This window comes from Ruegeria sediminis (assembly GCF_005938215.1).
Taxonomy (GTDB): Bacteria; Pseudomonadota; Alphaproteobacteria; order Rhodobacterales; family Rhodobacteraceae; genus Ruegeria; species Ruegeria sediminis.
The window spans coordinates 34,908-48,869 of sequence record NZ_VCPD01000011.1 but is presented as its reverse complement, the minus strand read 5'-3'; the positions used below and the strand labels follow the sequence as shown (position 1 = coordinate 48,869).

Genomic DNA, 13,962 nt, shown 5'->3' with positions numbered 1-13,962 from the left:
GCCCGCGCGGTCAATCCCCGGTTTGTGGTCCGAAAATCTGCGCACAACTTGACATCCCCGCCCGCCCGCGCGACAGGAGCGCCATGTTTTCTTCGGTTCTGCAAGTGGCGCTTGGCGGCGCGGTCGGGGCGACGCTCCGGTATCTGACGGGCATGGGCGTTTTCCGCGTCCTTGGCCCGCAGGATTTTCCGGTGGCGATCATCCTCGTCAATGTCGTCGGGTCATTCCTGATGGGCATTTTCGTCGTGGCCGCGGCGCATCGCGAGTTGCACCACCTGAGCCCGCTTGTCGTGACAGGGCTGATGGGCGGGTTCACCACTTTTTCCGCCTTCTCGCTAGAAGCGGTGACGCTTTATGAACGCGGCGCCGTGGGATATGCGGCGCTTTATGTTGGATTGTCCGTTGGCTTGTCGCTGGCGGCATTGGCTGCGGGCCTGTTCGTGGCGCGGGGGATTTGGGCATGAGCGGCGTTCAGATGATAACGGTCGGGGCCGAGGACGGAGACCAGCGCCTTGATCGCTGGCTGCGCCGGATGTTTCCGCACGTGGCGCAGGGCAGGATCGAAAAGATGTGCCGCAAGGGCGAATTGCGGGTCGATGGCGGGCGCGTCAAGGCCTCGACCCGGCTCGAGGCCGGGCAGGTCGTGCGCGTGCCGCCCCTGCCGGATGCCGAACACAAGCCTTTGCCGGACAAGCCGCGCGTTTCGGATGCGGACGCGAAGATGATCCAGTCCTGCGTGATCTATCGCGACGATCACGTGCTGGCGCTGAACAAGCCTGCCGGCCTGCCGGTGCAAGGCGGCAGCGGCCAGACCCGGCATGTGGACGGCCTGTCCGAGGCGCTGCGGTTCGGACAGGACGAGAACCCGCGCCTGGTGCATCGCCTCGACAAGGACACTTCCGGCGTGCTGCTGCTGGCGCGGACGCGCGAGGCGGCCAAGGGCTTGACCGCCGCCTTCCGCCACCGCAACACCCGCAAGATCTATTGGGCGCTGGTCGCCGGCGTGCCGACGCCCTACCTGGGCGAGATCAAGACCGGGCTCGTCAAGGCGCCGGGCCACGGCAAGCAGGGCGAGGGCGAAAAGATGATCGCCATTCACCTGAACGAGGTCGACAGCACGCCGGGAGCAAAACGGGCGCATACGCTTTACGCGACGCTTTACCGGGTCGCAGGGCGTGCCGCGTGGGTGGCGATGGAGCCTGTTACCGGGCGCACCCACCAGCTGCGGGCGCATATGGCGGGGATCGGCCATCCGATCATCGGCGACGGCAAGTATGGCGGGTCGGGGCAGGAAAACCTCGGTGACGGCTGGGGGGCGCAACTGGGCGGGATCATCAGCAAGAAGCTGCACCTGCACGCAAGGCGGTTGTCCTTTGAACATCCCGTGACGCGCAAAGTGGTGACGGTCACCGCTCCGCTGCCGGAACACATGAAGGACAGCTGGGACACGTTCGGCTGGACCGAGGATCTGGCCGCCGACGATCCGTTCGAGGAACTGCAATGAGCGCGTCCCAGCGGCTGATCCTGTTCGACGTGGACGGCACCCTGGTCGACAGCCAGGGCAGCATCGTATCCGCCATGTCAGCCGCTTTTGATGGCCTGTCCCTGCCTGTTCCTGAACGCGCACGGGTACTGTCGGTCGTCGGCCTGTCGCTGCCTCACGCGATGGCGCGGCTGGCGTCGGAGCAAGGCGCATCGGTGCAGGGCAGGCTGGTCGAGGCCTACAAGGAAGCCTATCACGCGCAGCGCGTGGCCCAGGGGGCTGCCAGTTCGCCGCTTTACCCGGGCGCGCTTGACGTGCTGCGGGCCTTGCATTCCGAGCCCGGGAACCTTCTGGGCGTGGCGACCGGCAAGTCGCAGCGGGGGCTCGACGCCCTGCTGGAGGCGCACGGGCTGGAGGGGTATTTCGTCACCCGGCAGGTTGCCGATCACCATCCGTCGAAACCGCACCCGTCGATGATCGACACGGCCCGGGCCGAGACCGGGGCCGAGCCGGCATCCACCGTCATGATCGGCGACACCAGTTTCGACATGGAAATGGCCAAGGCCGCTGGCGTGACGGGGATCGGTGTCAGTTGGGGATACCACAGCACGACGGCCCTGGCGGATGCGGCCTCGATCATCGATGCGTTCGACCAGTTGCCCCCGGCGCTGGAGAAACTCTGGAACTGAAAGAATGAGCGACTGGAAACCGAAACGCTTCTGGAAGATGAGCGCCGTCGTCGAGACCGACGAGGGCTTCACGGTCGAACTTGACGGGCGCCGCGTCAAGACACCGGCCAAGGCGGCGCTGACCCTGCCCACCCGCGCCTTGGCCGAGGCGATCTCGGTGGAGTGGGGCGCGCAGGAAAAGGTGGTCGATCCGGGCACCATGCCTTTCACCCGGTCTGCCAACGCGGCGATCGACAAGGTCCGGCACCAGCATTCCGAAGTGGCGGAAATGCTGGCCGCCTACGGCGATTCGGATCTTGTCTGCTACCGCGCCGAACGCCCGGCTTCCCTGATCGAACGGCAGACCGAACAATGGGACCCGGCGCTTGATTGGGCGGCCGAAGCCTTGGGTGCAAGGCTTTTCCCTGTGGCGGGCGTCGTGCATCAACCGCAGTCCCCGGCAGCCCTGGCCGAATTGCGCCGCCGCGTTCACGAGATGAGCGAATTTCAACTTGCCGCCTTTCACGATCTGGTCAGCCTGTCGGGCTCGCTGGTGCTCGGCTTCGCCGCGGCGCAGGACTGGCGCGATGCGGACGAGATCTGGCGCATGTCGCGTCTCGATGAACTCTGGCAGGAAGAGCAGTGGGGCGAGGACGAAGAGGCGAGCGCACACGCGGAAATAAAGCGCCGGGCCTTTTTGCACGCCAAACGTTTCTTCGACATGTCACAATGAAATGCGATTGGCGCAATTGATGGGTGACCAAGGGTAAGCGCCGTGCGGGGGATTTTCTATTTCCCTGATACTGCTCTTGACGTTTGTTTGTGATTGCGCCCAAACTTGGGGCCACGAAAGGGGAGACACCTTTTCGGTAACCTTTCCGGCATGAGGGAATGCCGGCAGAACCGTTTCTTTCAAGGACGGAAAATCAGGAAGAGGTAAAAATGAAAAAAACCGTATTTTTGGGCGCGGCCACTGTTGCCGGTCTTGCAGCAGGGGTTGCTGCGGCTGGAACGGCGGACGACGTCAAGGCACGTGGCAAGCTGAACTGTGGTGTGACCACCGGTCTGGTCGGCTTTGCTGCGCCGGATGCGAATGGGGAGTGGAAAGGTTTTGACGTGGCCGTGTGCCGCGCAGTTGCAGCGGCCGTTCTGGGCGATGCCAACGCAGTCGAGTTCGTGCCGACCACGGGCAAGACCCGCTTCACCGCTCTGGCCTCGGGCGAGGTCGACATGCTGGCGCGCAACACCACCTGGACCTTCAGCCGCGACGTGGACCTGAAGTTCGAATTCGTGGGCGTCAACTACTACGATGGTCAGGGTTTCATGGTTCCCAAGTCGCTGGGCGTGTCCTCGGCCAAGGAACTGGACGGCGCGACCGTGTGCATCCAGACCGGCACCACCACCGAGCTGAACCTGGCGGACTTCTTCCGCTCGAACAACATCAGCTACGAGCCGGTTCCGATCGAAACCAACGCCGAAGCGCAGCAGCAGTACCTGGCCGGTGCATGTGACGTGTACACCACCGACGCGTCCGGTCTGGCCGCAACCCGCGCCACCTTCGAAAACCCGGGCGATCACGTGCTGCTGCCCGAAATCATCTCGAAAGAGCCGCTGGGCCCGCTGGTCCGGCACGGCGACAACGAGTGGGGCGACGTGGTTCGCTGGACCCTGAACGCGCTGATCTCGGCCGAAGAGTACGGCATCACGTCGGCCAATATCGACGAGATGGCCGCTGGCACCGACAACCCGGAAATCAACCGGATCCTCGGCACCGAAGGCACGCTGGGCGAAATGCTGGGCCTCGACAACCAATGGGCCATGCGCGCCATCAAGGCGGGCGGCAACTTTGGCGAGATCTTCGCACAGAACATCGGTGAGAACACTCCGATCGGTCTGGCGCGCGGTCTGAACGCCCAGTGGACCGATGGCGGTCTGCTGTACTCGCCGCCGTTCCGCTAAGAAACCCGCGAAAAGGGCGCAGGGCAACCTGCGCCCTTTTTGCATCCTTACAAACAACAGACCCGGTCTGTGGGAGCGGGGGCAAACCCCGCCCGAGAATGAACCGGGATGTCACGGGGATATACATAGGTCATGACGACTTTTTCTGACCCGCCGAAGGAGCAGTTCCGGCTGTCCATGCTCCTTTACGATACGCGGTACCGGTCTGCGACCATTCAGGTCATAGCACTGATCGGTTTCATGCTTCTGGCAGCCTGGATCATCAGCAACACAATCCAGAACCTCGAGGCGCTGGGCAAACCGGTCGAGTTCGGCTTTTTCGGAGAACCGGCCAGCTACGACATCAACCAGCGCCTGCTCGAATACACGTCGCGCGACACCCATCTCAGGGCCGCTTTCGTCGGATTGCTCAATACCCTGGTTGTCGCGGTTCTCGGCTGCATCACCGCAACCGTTCTGGGTGTGGTGATCGGCGTGCTGCGCCTGTCGCACAACTGGATCGTCGCGCGCCTGATGACCGTCTACGTGGAAATGTTCCGCAACGTGCCGGTTCTTCTGTGGATCGTCTTCATCATGGCGATCCTGATCGAAACGCTGCCGGCGCCCCGGGCATTCAGAGGAGACAACCCCGAGGCCAGCATGGTCCTGGGCGAAGCCGTCGCCGTGACCAACCGCGGCGTCTACGTCCCCGAACCGCTGTTTTCCAACAGCCTGGGCAACATTCATCTGTTCGGTGAGTCCAGCCTGCGTTTCGACGTCAGCCTGGACCTGATGGCGATCCTTGTCGTTCTTGGCGTCAGCATCTGGATCTCCAACTGGATCAAGCACCGCGCCGACGCCATTCAGGAAAAGACCGGCGATCGTCCGGTGACGTGGTGGCAACGGCTGGGCGTGGTGGTCGTTCCACTGGCCCTTCTTCTTGCGCTGCTGGGTTTCCACCTCGGCTATCCCGAACTCAAGGGCTTCAACTTTTCGGGCGGCACGCATTTGCGCAACTCGCTGATCGCGCTGTGGCTGGCCTTGTCGCTATATACGGCGGCATTCATCGCCGAAATCGTACGCGCCGGCATCATGGCCATCTCGAAGGGCCAGTCCGAGGCTGCGGCGGCGCTGGGTCTGCGTCCGAACCGGATCATGAGCCTCGTGATACTGCCGCAGGCGCTGCGGGTGATCATTCCGCCGTTGATCTCGAACTATCTCAACCTGACCAAGAACTCGTCGCTGGCGATCGCCGTGGGCTACATGGACATCACCGGCACGCTTGGCGGCATCACGATGAACCAGACCGGCCGCGAACTGGAATGCGTTCTGCTGCTGATGCTTGTGTACCTGTCCATCTCGCTGACCATCTCGGCGATAATGAACTGGTACAACGAATCCGTAAAACTGAAGGAGCGTTGAGATGTCTGACATTGGATATGTCCGTACCGAGATGCTCCCCGAGCAGGAGCCGCCCGTATCCGAAGTGGGCGCAATCGGCTGGGTAAGGCACAACCTGTTCTCGAACTGGTTCAACAGCCTGCTGACGGTTCTGTCGCTGTACTTTATCTTCAAGGTACTGGCCGGTCTCGTCCCGTGGGTGATCTCGCCGACCTGGGATTCGGGCTCGCTGGCGGAATGCCGCGAGATCCTGCACGCGCTGGGCCGCGAAGGACACTACGCCGGCGCCTGCTGGGGGGTGATCCACGAACGCTGGATACAGCTGATCTTCGGCTTCTACCCCGAGCATCTTTATTGGCGTCCCATCGCGGCCTTCGTCCTGCTGGGCGTGGCGCTGGCACCGGTGCTGTTTTCCGACAAGGTGCCCTCGAAACTGCTGATCTTCTCGGCGCTCTACCCGTTCATCTTCCCCTGGCTTCTTTGGGGCGGAACGATCTGGGCACCCGTCGCGGCGCTGTTGGGCTTCGTTCTGGGTTGGGCGGCATTCAACGCGGTCAGCAAGGCGATGAGCACCCTGCTGGGTTTCATTGCGGGCGCTCTCGTTGCGTTGATCTGGTGGCTTGTCCTGTCCAGCTACTTTGTCGGAGCGATGGACTCCATCGCGGCCATTGGGATCGAACCGGTCGAAAGCCGCAAGTTCGGGGGCTTCATGCTGTCGATCACCATCGGCGTCGTCGCCATCGCCTGTTCGCTGCCGCTGGGCATCGTGCTGGCGCTGGGGCGCCAGTCCGATCTGCTGATCGTGAAATATATCTGCGTGGGTTTCATCGAGTTCATCCGGGGCGTTCCGCTGATCACGTTGTTGTTCGTGGCATCGACCCTGCTGAACCTGTTCCTGCCGCCCGGGACCAATTTCGACATCATCCTGCGGGTGCTGATCATGGTGACGCTGTTTGCCGCGGCCTACATGGCCGAGGTGATCCGCGGCGGTCTCGCCGCCTTGCCGCGCGGCCAGTACGAGGGGGCGGACTCGCTCGGCCTCAACTACTGGCAGTCGCAACGGCTGATCATCATGCCGCAGGCGCTCAAGATCTCGATCCCGGGCATCGTGTCGACCTTCATCGGGGTCTTCAAGGACACCACGCTGGTCTCGATCATCGGGCTTCTGGACCCTCTGGGCCTGTCCAACGCAATCCGCGCGGACGCCAACTGGAACGGCATCGTCTGGGAACTCTACGGCTTCATCGCCCTGCTGTTCTTTGCCTTCTGCTTCGGCATGTCCCGCTATTCCATGTATCTGGAGCGCAAGCTCCACACCGGCCATCGCTGAGGAGGGCCCAATGTCACAACTTTCCGTAGAACGCGAAATCGACCGATCGAAGATGCAGGTGAGCGACGAGGTCGCCATCGAAATCAACAACATGAACAAGTGGTACGGGGCCTTCCACGTGCTGCGCGACATCAACCTGACGGTCAACCGGGGCGAGCGGATCGTGATCGCCGGCCCGTCGGGCTCGGGCAAGTCCACCCTGATCCGCTGCATCAACGCGCTGGAGGAACACCAGCAGGGCAAGATCGTCGTCGATGGAACCGAGCTGTCGAACGACCTCAAGAACATCGACAAGATCCGGTCCGAGGTCGGGATGGTGTTCCAGCACTTCAACCTGTTCCCGCACCTGTCCATCCTGGAAAACTGCACGCTGGCCCCGATCTGGGTTCGCAAGACGCCCCGCAAGGAGGCCGAGGAGCGCGCAATGCACTTCCTGGAAAAGGTGAAGATCCCGGAACAGGCCGACAAGTACCCCGGCCAGCTGTCCGGCGGTCAGCAGCAGCGCGTGGCCATCGCCCGGTCGCTCTGCATGATGCCCCGCATCATGCTGTTCGATGAACCGACCTCGGCGCTGGACCCGGAAATGATCAAGGAGGTGCTCGACACCATGATCGAACTGGCCGAGGAAGGCATGACCATGCTTTGCGTGACGCACGAGATGGGTTTCGCCCGTCAGGTCGCGAACCGCGTGATTTTCATGGATGCCGGCCAGATCGTGGAGCAGAACGAGCCGGAAGAGTTCTTCAACAACCCGAAGAGCGAACGGACCAAGCTGTTCCTCAGCCAGATCCTGGGTCACTGAAGCAGGATGGGGCCAAGCCCCTAAGCTGCAGAAAGAGTGAAGGCGGGGACTTGCCCCGCCTTTTCTATTTCAGAAGTTCGCGCGGGATGACGAAATCCACCGCCTCTCCGCTGTGCCACTTCACATCCCGCCAATCGTCGATGTCGAACCGGATTACGGCCGTCGCGCAGGTCGGGAAATCGAAGAACCGCGCGTGCATCGGTGCTTCGTCCACGATCTCACCCGCGAATTCGGCGAAACCGGGATTGTGACCGAGCAGGAGAACCGTATCGCCTTTCGCTTCAGAAAGCAGCGACAACGTCTCCTCAGGCGAGGCGTGGTAGAGATCGCCGGTGAAGGTGACCTTGTCCACATCCAGCGCCATCCTCGCCCAGGTTTCCCGCGTGCGGACGGAGGTCGAGCTTAGAACCTCGTCCGGCAGCCATCCTTTCCGTTTCAACCAGGCCCCGATCGCCTCCGCCGACCTGCGGCCGCGCTTGTTCAGCGGGCGGTCATGGTCGTCCAGAGTCAAGTCGTCCCAACTGGACTTTGCGTGCCGGATCAGGATCAGAGTGCGGGGCATGACGGATGAAAGGCCTTCATGTGGTGGGCGGATTGCTCGGGGTGGCGGCCCGCACCCGCACTGACCGGGCAGGCCAGGCGGGCGGCGCAGCCGCCGGTCATGCAGGAACTGCCCTCGGGCGTATCCAGATGGCGATGGCAGGCCGCGACGTCATAGAACGAATCCGCATTCAGCGCCCCCACCGGACAGGCCGTGGCGCAGGGCTCGGAACAGGCCAGGCAGGGCGAGGCAGCGTCGGTACGAGGTATGACGAATTCATCCGCGAAATGCAGCGCGCCCCGGTATGAGATCATCATCCCCACGGTGTCGTGCACCATGGCTCCGACCGGGCTGAGGAAGGCGCGGCCGGATTTCAGCGCCCAGTCGATGAACGGATCATAGGGAGGGCCACCGAACGGAAAGCGCGCCTCGGCGCCAAAGGCCGCGGCGATGGAACCCACGACGCGGCTGGACCAGCGGTCGACGGGATCGGGCTTGCCGTCGCGCCACTCGGGCGCAGCCTGAAGAATGGGCCAAAACCCGGACCCGGCGCCAAGCAGGATCAGGGTGCCGCCTTTCAGCCCCCTGGCGCCGCTTGTCCGCGGATGCAGCGCGCCCATCACGATCAACCCGGCCCCTTTTGCGGCCGCCTCGACTTCGCCGTAACTCATTTTTTTCGGAACGGCAGCGACAGGCTCCACCCCAGCCGCGTCGGGCGGTCATCCTGCCATTCAAGGCCAATGGTCATGTCGTCATGCCCCTTTCCCGGTTGCGCCACGTAGGTTCCCATCATCCGGTCCCAGATCGACAATGCAAAACCATAGTTGCTGTCATGTTCCTTACGCAGCAACGAATGGTGCACCCGATGCATGTCCGGCGTCACCAGAATCCTACGCAACACCGCGTCCACGGCAAGGGGGAGTTTCAGATTCGAATGGGTGAAGAGAGCGGTTCCGTTCAGCACGATCTCGAAAAGCACGACGGCAAGCGCGCTGGGACCCAGCAGGTAGACCAAACCGATCTTCAAAAGCATGGATAGCGCGATCTCGACCGGGTGGAACCGAACCGCCGTGGTCACGTCCATGTCGCGGTCCGCATGGTGCACCCGGTGCAACCGCCACAGTATCGGGACCTTGTGGGTGACCAGATGCTGCGCCCAGATGGCGAAGTCGAGGATCAGGACCGACAGCGTGACCTCGATCCAACCGGGCCAGTCCAGATGGTTGAAAAGGCCCCAACCCTTCTGCCCTGCATCGATGGCAGCGCCGACAGCCAGCAAAGGAACGCCTATCGCCATCGCCCTGAGCGTCAGCGTATTCAAGACAGTGATCGACAGGTTGGTGAGCCAGCGACGGCGCCGGTCATATTGGCGAGGCCGGCGCGGGGAAAAGGACTCGGCCACCGCGAAGACGGCGAACAGACCCAGAAATACGGCCAGGCGAATGACGGTTTCTTGCTCCATACATTCACAGTTGGGCATGTGACATCAAATCACAAGCCCGCGCTTGTCACGAAGGCGTCAGTCGGGCCGGATCAGCGAACCGGCGCCGTGTTCGGTGAACAGTTCCAGCAAAACCGCATTCGGCGCGCGCCCGTCCAGAATGACCACGGCCCGAACGCCGCTGTGCAGCGCGTCCAGCGCGGTTTCGGTCTTGGGGATCATGCCGCCCGCGATCGTGCCCTCACGGGTCATTTCACGGATCTGTCCGGCCTTGAGTTCGGTCACGACTTCGCCGGCGGCATTCTTGACGCCGGACACATCGGTCAGCAGCAACAGCCGGTCGGCCTTGAGCGCGGCGGCGATGGCGCCGGCGGCGGTGTCGCCGTTGATGTTGAAGGTTTCGCCGTTCCGGCCCGCGCCCAGGGGGGCGATCACCGGGATCACGTCATGCGCGAAGAGGTCCTGCAGCAGTTTCGGGTTCATCTCGGACGGGGTGCCGACAAAGCCCAGCGAACTGTCCGTCTGATCGCAGATCATCAGATTGGCGTCCTTGCCGGACAGACCCACCGCGGTGCCGCCCTGCGCGTTGATCGCCTGCACGATGCGCTTGTTGACGACGCCCGAAAGAACCATCTCGACCACCTCGACCGTGGCCTGGTCCGTCACCCGTTTGCCGTTCACGAATTCCGACTGGATGTCCAGCTTCTTGAGCATCGCGTTGATCATGGGGCCGCCGCCGTGCACGACCACCGGGTTGACGCCGACATGCCGCAGCAACACGACGTCGCGGGCGAAGCTTTCCATCGCCTCGTCGCTGCCCATGGCGTGACCGCCGAGCTTGATGACAACGATTGCCCCGTCGTAACGCTGCAGATAGGGCAGGGCGCTGCTCAGCGTGGCAGCAGTGGCGATCCAGTCCCGGTTCATGTCCTGTGTCTTCATGGCTGTGTCCCTTTGACGACCCGTGTTAGGGCCTTTGCGCGGAACTGCCAAGTCCGGATCGGGCGAAATGCGTCGCTTGGCTGCGGCGGGAACAGCGACCGGTTATTCCAGATGGGCGATGATCGACCTCAGCGTCGGAATGCCGTCGCCCTGTTCCGAAGAGGTCAGGACGATCTCGGGGAAGGCGGCCGGGTGTTTGGCCAGCGCCTTTCGGACCTGGTCCAGCACCTTTTCACGTTCCTTGGCTTTCACCTTGTCGGCCTTGGTCAGCACGCATTGAAAGGTGACCGCGCTGCTGTCCAGCAGTTTCATGATCTCGTCATCCACCGCCTTCACGCCGTGACGGGAATCGATCAGCACGAAGGCGCGGCGCAGGGTCTGCCGACCGCCGAGATATTGCTTCAGCAGCTTTTGCCATTTCTCGACCACCTTGACCGGCGCGTTGGCGTAGCCGTAGCCGGGCAGGTCGACCAGGTAGAGGCTTGGGCCTTGGGTGAAATAGTTGATCTCCTGCGTCCGCCCGGGCGTGTTGGAGGCGCGGGCAAGCCCCTTGGTGCCGGTCAGCGCATTGATGAGGCTTGATTTGCCCACGTTCGAGCGGCCGGCGAAACACACCTCGAGCCGGTCGGGAGCGGGCAGGCCGGACATGGCGACGACGCCCTTGACGAACTCGGACTGGCCGGCGAACAGCTTGCGCCCGGCTTCGAGCGCCGCCGCATCGGGTTCTTCGGCTATGGGAAAGGGCAGAGTGGTCATAGTGGTTCCACCTTGTCACCGACGCGGATTTCACCGCCCTGGACTACTTCGGCCTTAACGCTGAAATCCTGATGGCCCCAGGTCTCAAGCGTTGCCAGCGTATCGACATCGCGGAGCCCGGTTTCGGGATTGGCCGCGGTGGCCAGGCACCGTGTCGTGCGCTCGCGAACCCGGAACACCGCCCCGCCGATCCGGATGTCCCGGCCGATCCAGTCGAACTCCTCCCAGACCGGCAGGCCGTCGAACCAGATGTTTCCGCGCCAGCGATGGATGGAGAGCGGCAGGCCCGCTTTCTGTTGCACCGCCCGGTGAGAGGCCATGTTGCAGAGCGTCACCGAAGGCCAGTCGCTGTCCGTCATGCCGACGCCCGGGACACGGAGGATGCGGGCAGGGGCCGCGCGTCCCTCGGGCATCAGCGGGGCGACCCAATCAAGAAACGACCGCGTGTCATGATCGGGGTTGAAGGTCAGGTCCGGACGCCCGGGATGCATCAGGACGATCCGATCGCCGTCGGTACGGGCGGAGATTGCCATGAGTTGCGGCGATCCCGCCGCGCGCGTGAAATTGGTGCAGCGTTCCCATTGCATACCGTCCGCATCCGATTTCTCGTGCGCGACCGCCCAAACGCGATCCCCGGGCATGGTCTGCCCGGGGGTCATGGTCACCGCCTCAAGTGCCTCGCGGCCATGCGCCTTGATCGGGTGCCGCCAGAGGCCGGTGACCGTCCCGCTCATTTGCCGCCCGTCTTGGGCGTCCGCTTGAAGCCGGACTTGATGTTGCCGAACACGTCGGGCGTGTAGCCCTGGCTGCGCATGATCAGGTACTGCTGCGTGAAGGTGATCGTGTTGTTCGCGATCCAGTACACGACCAGCCCGCTGGCGAAGCTGCCCAGCATGAACATGAACACCCATGGCATCCAAGCGAAGATCATCGCCTGTGTGGCGTCGGTCGGCGCCGGATTGAGCTTCTGCTGCAGCCACATCGAGACGCCCAGCAGGATCGGCAGGATGCCGATGAAGATGGTCGCCATCAGCGAGCCCGGCTCGGGACCGGCCCAGGGCATCCAGCCGAAGAAATTCATGATCGAGGTCGGGTCAGGCGCACTAAGGTCTTGGAAGGGGCCGAACCACGGAGCCTGGCGCAGTTCGATGGTGACGAAGATCACCTTGTAGAGAGAGAAGAAGATAGGGATCTGCAGGAGGATTGGCAGACAGCCCGAAGCGGGGTTCACCTTTTCCTTCTTGTACAGTTCCATCATGCCCTGCTGCATCTTCTGGCGGTCGTCGCCGGCGGCTTCCTTCAGGGCCTCCATCTGCGGCTGCAGTTCCTTCATCTTCGCCATCGAGACGTAGGATTTGAAGGCCAGCGGGAACAGGATCGCCTTGATGATCAGGGTAAGGCCGATGATCGACCAGCCCATGTTGCCGATCAGCTGATTGAGGTTGTGCAGCAGCCAGAAGATTGGCTTGGTCAGGAAGAAGAACCAGCCCCAGTCGATGCTGTCGATGAATTTCAGGACGCCCTCGGCCTGGTATTCGCGGATGGTTTCCCATTCCTTGGCGCCTGCGAACAGGCGCGTGGTGACTTGCGCGGATTCGCCCGCCGGGACGGTCAGCGTCGGCAGCACGGTTTCGGTCTGGTAGATCTTGCGGCGGTCGTCGTATTTCGCCGCCGCCCGGAAGGCCGATCCCGGCTCGGGAATCAGCGTGGTCATCCAGTAGTGGTCGGTGAAGCCGATCCAGCCGTCTTGCTTGACCTGGAATACCTCGGCCTGCGCGCGCTCGTTCGGATGGACGTCGAAATCCCGCACATCGTCGTAGTCTATTTCGGAAAGGGTGCCGTCGGTCATGCCGATGACGCCTTCGTGCAGGATGAAGAAGTTCTTCAGTTCCGGCAGTTCGGCGTCTTCGCCGACGCCGTGGCGCGCCAGGATGCCGTAGGGGGCCATGCCCACTTCGGCCTGCGTCGCGTTCTCGACCGACTGGGTCACGGTGAACATGTAGTTTTCGTCCACCGAGATGGTGCGGCGGAAGGTCAGGCCGTTGCCATTGTCCCAGACCAGGGTGATGGGGCTGTCCACGCCAAGGGTTTCGCCCTGTTCAAGGCTCCACAACGTGTTGGGGCCTGGCACGTCGGTGGCCTTCAGACCCGCACCGGGCGCCCAGCCGTACAGGGCGTAATAGGCGGATTGCGAACCGACCGGCGACAGAAGCTCGACGATCTTCGAGTCCTTGGCCAGCGACACGCGGTAATCCTTGAGCGACAGCTTGTCGATCCGGCCACCCGACAGCGACAGGCTGCCGGTCAGGCGCGGCGTGTCGATCTGAACCCGCGGCGCCTGGGTCTCGGGCGCGGCTTCTGCCGTGACAGGAGCGCTGCCGCCGCCTTCGGCGGGTCCAACTGCTTTCGGCGTCTGAACCGTTTCACCTTCGGTGGCGCTGATCGTGGTGTCCTCTGCTTGGGTGCTCGGTTCCGGGGGAGGGAACAGCACGAACCAAACAAGGATCACGAGAAAGCTGAGCGCGGTTGCGAGGATGAGATTCTTGTTCTGATCGTCCATCTGGGACAGCCACCTTCTGCATTGGAAGACACCGGTGGGTTCAACAGAGTGCAGCCCGAAAGGTCAAGCAGATTCAGCCCCGAATTCCGGTGTAATTGGC

The 13,962-nt window shown here is 62.9% G+C and carries 15 protein-coding genes; 8 read left to right on the top strand and 7 right to left on the bottom strand.

Annotated features, from left to right (window positions below; translation table 11 throughout):
• Window positions 1-83 precede the first annotated feature (83 nt).
• From crcB to FGK63_RS19925, 8 genes are all read left to right on the top strand, one after another.
• Window positions 84-464 (top strand): fluoride efflux transporter CrcB, encoded by a 381-nt coding sequence (gene crcB, locus FGK63_RS19960; protein WP_138845603.1) that lies wholly within the window; start codon window positions 84-86, stop codon window positions 462-464.
• Window positions 461-1,504, top strand: coding sequence for an RluA family pseudouridine synthase (locus tag FGK63_RS19955; RefSeq protein ID WP_138845602.1), 1,044 nt, complete (start codon window positions 461-463; stop codon window positions 1,502-1,504). The genes crcB and FGK63_RS19955 overlap by 4 nt, the downstream gene beginning before the upstream one ends.
• Window positions 1,501-2,172, top strand: a complete 672-nt coding sequence (locus FGK63_RS19950) for an HAD-IA family hydrolase (RefSeq protein ID WP_138845600.1) — start codon at window positions 1,501-1,503, stop codon at window positions 2,170-2,172. Before FGK63_RS19955 ends, FGK63_RS19950 begins: the two co-directional genes overlap by 4 nt.
• Before the next feature lie 4 nt (window positions 2,173-2,176).
• Window positions 2,177-2,884 (top strand): ATP12 family chaperone protein, encoded by a 708-nt coding sequence (locus FGK63_RS19945; RefSeq protein ID WP_138845598.1) that lies wholly within the window; start codon window positions 2,177-2,179, stop codon window positions 2,882-2,884.
• A 209-nt stretch (window positions 2,885-3,093) separates the two neighbouring features.
• Window positions 3,094-4,110 (top strand): amino acid ABC transporter substrate-binding protein, encoded by a 1,017-nt coding sequence (locus FGK63_RS19940; protein ID WP_138845596.1) that lies wholly within the window; start codon window positions 3,094-3,096, stop codon window positions 4,108-4,110.
• A gap of 132 nt (window positions 4,111-4,242) precedes the next feature.
• On the top strand, window positions 4,243-5,511 hold the full coding sequence (locus tag FGK63_RS19935; protein ID WP_138845594.1) for an amino acid ABC transporter permease: 1,269 nt from the start codon (window positions 4,243-4,245) through the stop codon (window positions 5,509-5,511).
• A gap of 1 nt (window position 5,512) precedes the next feature.
• Window positions 5,513-6,820 (top strand): amino acid ABC transporter permease, encoded by a 1,308-nt coding sequence (locus FGK63_RS19930; protein ID WP_138845592.1) that lies wholly within the window; start codon window positions 5,513-5,515, stop codon window positions 6,818-6,820.
• 10 nt (window positions 6,821-6,830) lie between these two features.
• Window positions 6,831-7,622 (top strand): amino acid ABC transporter ATP-binding protein, encoded by a 792-nt coding sequence (locus FGK63_RS19925; RefSeq protein WP_138845590.1) that lies wholly within the window; start codon window positions 6,831-6,833, stop codon window positions 7,620-7,622.
• Between the two features lie 64 nt (window positions 7,623-7,686).
• On the opposite strand, the gene FGK63_RS19920 is transcribed toward FGK63_RS19925, so the two are convergent.
• The 7 genes from FGK63_RS19920 to yidC all read right to left on the bottom strand — a co-directional run bounded on the left by FGK63_RS19920 (window position 7,687) and on the right by yidC (window position 13,862).
• Window positions 7,687-8,184 carry a SixA phosphatase family protein gene (locus FGK63_RS19920; protein ID WP_138845588.1) on the bottom strand — a complete coding sequence of 166 codons (498 nt, stop codon included), beginning with the start codon at window positions 8,182-8,184 and terminating at the stop codon, window positions 7,687-7,689.
• Window positions 8,169-8,834 (bottom strand): ferredoxin, encoded by a 666-nt coding sequence (locus tag FGK63_RS19915; RefSeq protein ID WP_138845586.1) that lies wholly within the window; start codon window positions 8,832-8,834, stop codon window positions 8,169-8,171. Before FGK63_RS19915 ends, FGK63_RS19920 begins: the two co-directional genes overlap by 16 nt.
• Window positions 8,831-9,625, bottom strand: a complete 795-nt coding sequence (locus FGK63_RS19910) for a sterol desaturase family protein (protein ID WP_138845585.1) — start codon at window positions 9,623-9,625, stop codon at window positions 8,831-8,833. The genes FGK63_RS19915 and FGK63_RS19910 overlap by 4 nt, the downstream gene beginning before the upstream one ends.
• A gap of 57 nt (window positions 9,626-9,682) precedes the next feature.
• Window positions 9,683-10,546, bottom strand: coding sequence for an acetylglutamate kinase (gene argB / locus FGK63_RS19905; RefSeq protein WP_138845583.1), 864 nt, complete (start codon window positions 10,544-10,546; stop codon window positions 9,683-9,685).
• A 102-nt stretch (window positions 10,547-10,648) separates the two neighbouring features.
• Complete coding sequence (gene yihA / locus FGK63_RS19900; RefSeq protein WP_138845581.1) at window positions 10,649-11,302, bottom strand: ribosome biogenesis GTP-binding protein YihA/YsxC; 654 nt, start codon at window positions 11,300-11,302, stop codon at window positions 10,649-10,651.
• Window positions 11,299-12,036 carry an MOSC domain-containing protein gene (locus FGK63_RS19895; RefSeq protein WP_138845579.1) on the bottom strand — a complete coding sequence of 246 codons (738 nt, stop codon included), beginning with the start codon at window positions 12,034-12,036 and terminating at the stop codon, window positions 11,299-11,301. The genes yihA and FGK63_RS19895 overlap by 4 nt, the downstream gene beginning before the upstream one ends.
• Window positions 12,033-13,862, bottom strand: a complete 1,830-nt coding sequence (yidC, locus tag FGK63_RS19890; protein WP_138845577.1) for a membrane protein insertase YidC — start codon at window positions 13,860-13,862, stop codon at window positions 12,033-12,035. Before yidC ends, FGK63_RS19895 begins: the two co-directional genes overlap by 4 nt.
• Window positions 13,863-13,962 lie beyond the last annotated feature (100 nt).

Bases quoted from the DNA above. Each gene is read 5' to 3' on its own strand.
- crcB (WP_138845603.1), top strand. From the start codon at position 84: ATGTTTTCTTCGGTTCTGCAAGTGGCGCTTGGCGGCGCGGTCGGGGCG.
- FGK63_RS19955 (WP_138845602.1), top strand. From the start codon at position 461: ATGAGCGGCGTTCAGATGATAACGGTCGGGGCCGAGGACGGAGACCAG.
- FGK63_RS19950 (WP_138845600.1), top strand. From the start codon at position 1,501: ATGAGCGCGTCCCAGCGGCTGATCCTGTTCGACGTGGACGGCACCCTG.
- FGK63_RS19945 (WP_138845598.1), top strand. From the start codon at position 2,177: ATGAGCGACTGGAAACCGAAACGCTTCTGGAAGATGAGCGCCGTCGTC.
- FGK63_RS19940 (WP_138845596.1), top strand. From the start codon at position 3,094: ATGAAAAAAACCGTATTTTTGGGCGCGGCCACTGTTGCCGGTCTTGCA.
- FGK63_RS19935 (WP_138845594.1), top strand. From the start codon at position 4,243: ATGACGACTTTTTCTGACCCGCCGAAGGAGCAGTTCCGGCTGTCCATG.
- FGK63_RS19930 (WP_138845592.1), top strand. From the start codon at position 5,513: ATGTCTGACATTGGATATGTCCGTACCGAGATGCTCCCCGAGCAGGAG.
- FGK63_RS19925 (WP_138845590.1), top strand. From the start codon at position 6,831: ATGTCACAACTTTCCGTAGAACGCGAAATCGACCGATCGAAGATGCAG.
- FGK63_RS19920 (WP_138845588.1), bottom strand. From the start codon at position 8,184: ATGCCCCGCACTCTGATCCTGATCCGGCACGCAAAGTCCAGTTGGGAC.
- FGK63_RS19915 (WP_138845586.1), bottom strand. From the start codon at position 8,834: ATGAGTTACGGCGAAGTCGAGGCGGCCGCAAAAGGGGCCGGGTTGATC.
- FGK63_RS19910 (WP_138845585.1), bottom strand. From the start codon at position 9,625: ATGGAGCAAGAAACCGTCATTCGCCTGGCCGTATTTCTGGGTCTGTTC.
- argB (WP_138845583.1), bottom strand. From the start codon at position 10,546: ATGAAGACACAGGACATGAACCGGGACTGGATCGCCACTGCTGCCACG.
- yihA (WP_138845581.1), bottom strand. From the start codon at position 11,302: ATGACCACTCTGCCCTTTCCCATAGCCGAAGAACCCGATGCGGCGGCG.
- FGK63_RS19895 (WP_138845579.1), bottom strand. From the start codon at position 12,036: ATGAGCGGGACGGTCACCGGCCTCTGGCGGCACCCGATCAAGGCGCAT.
- yidC (WP_138845577.1), bottom strand. From the start codon at position 13,862: ATGGACGATCAGAACAAGAATCTCATCCTCGCAACCGCGCTCAGCTTT.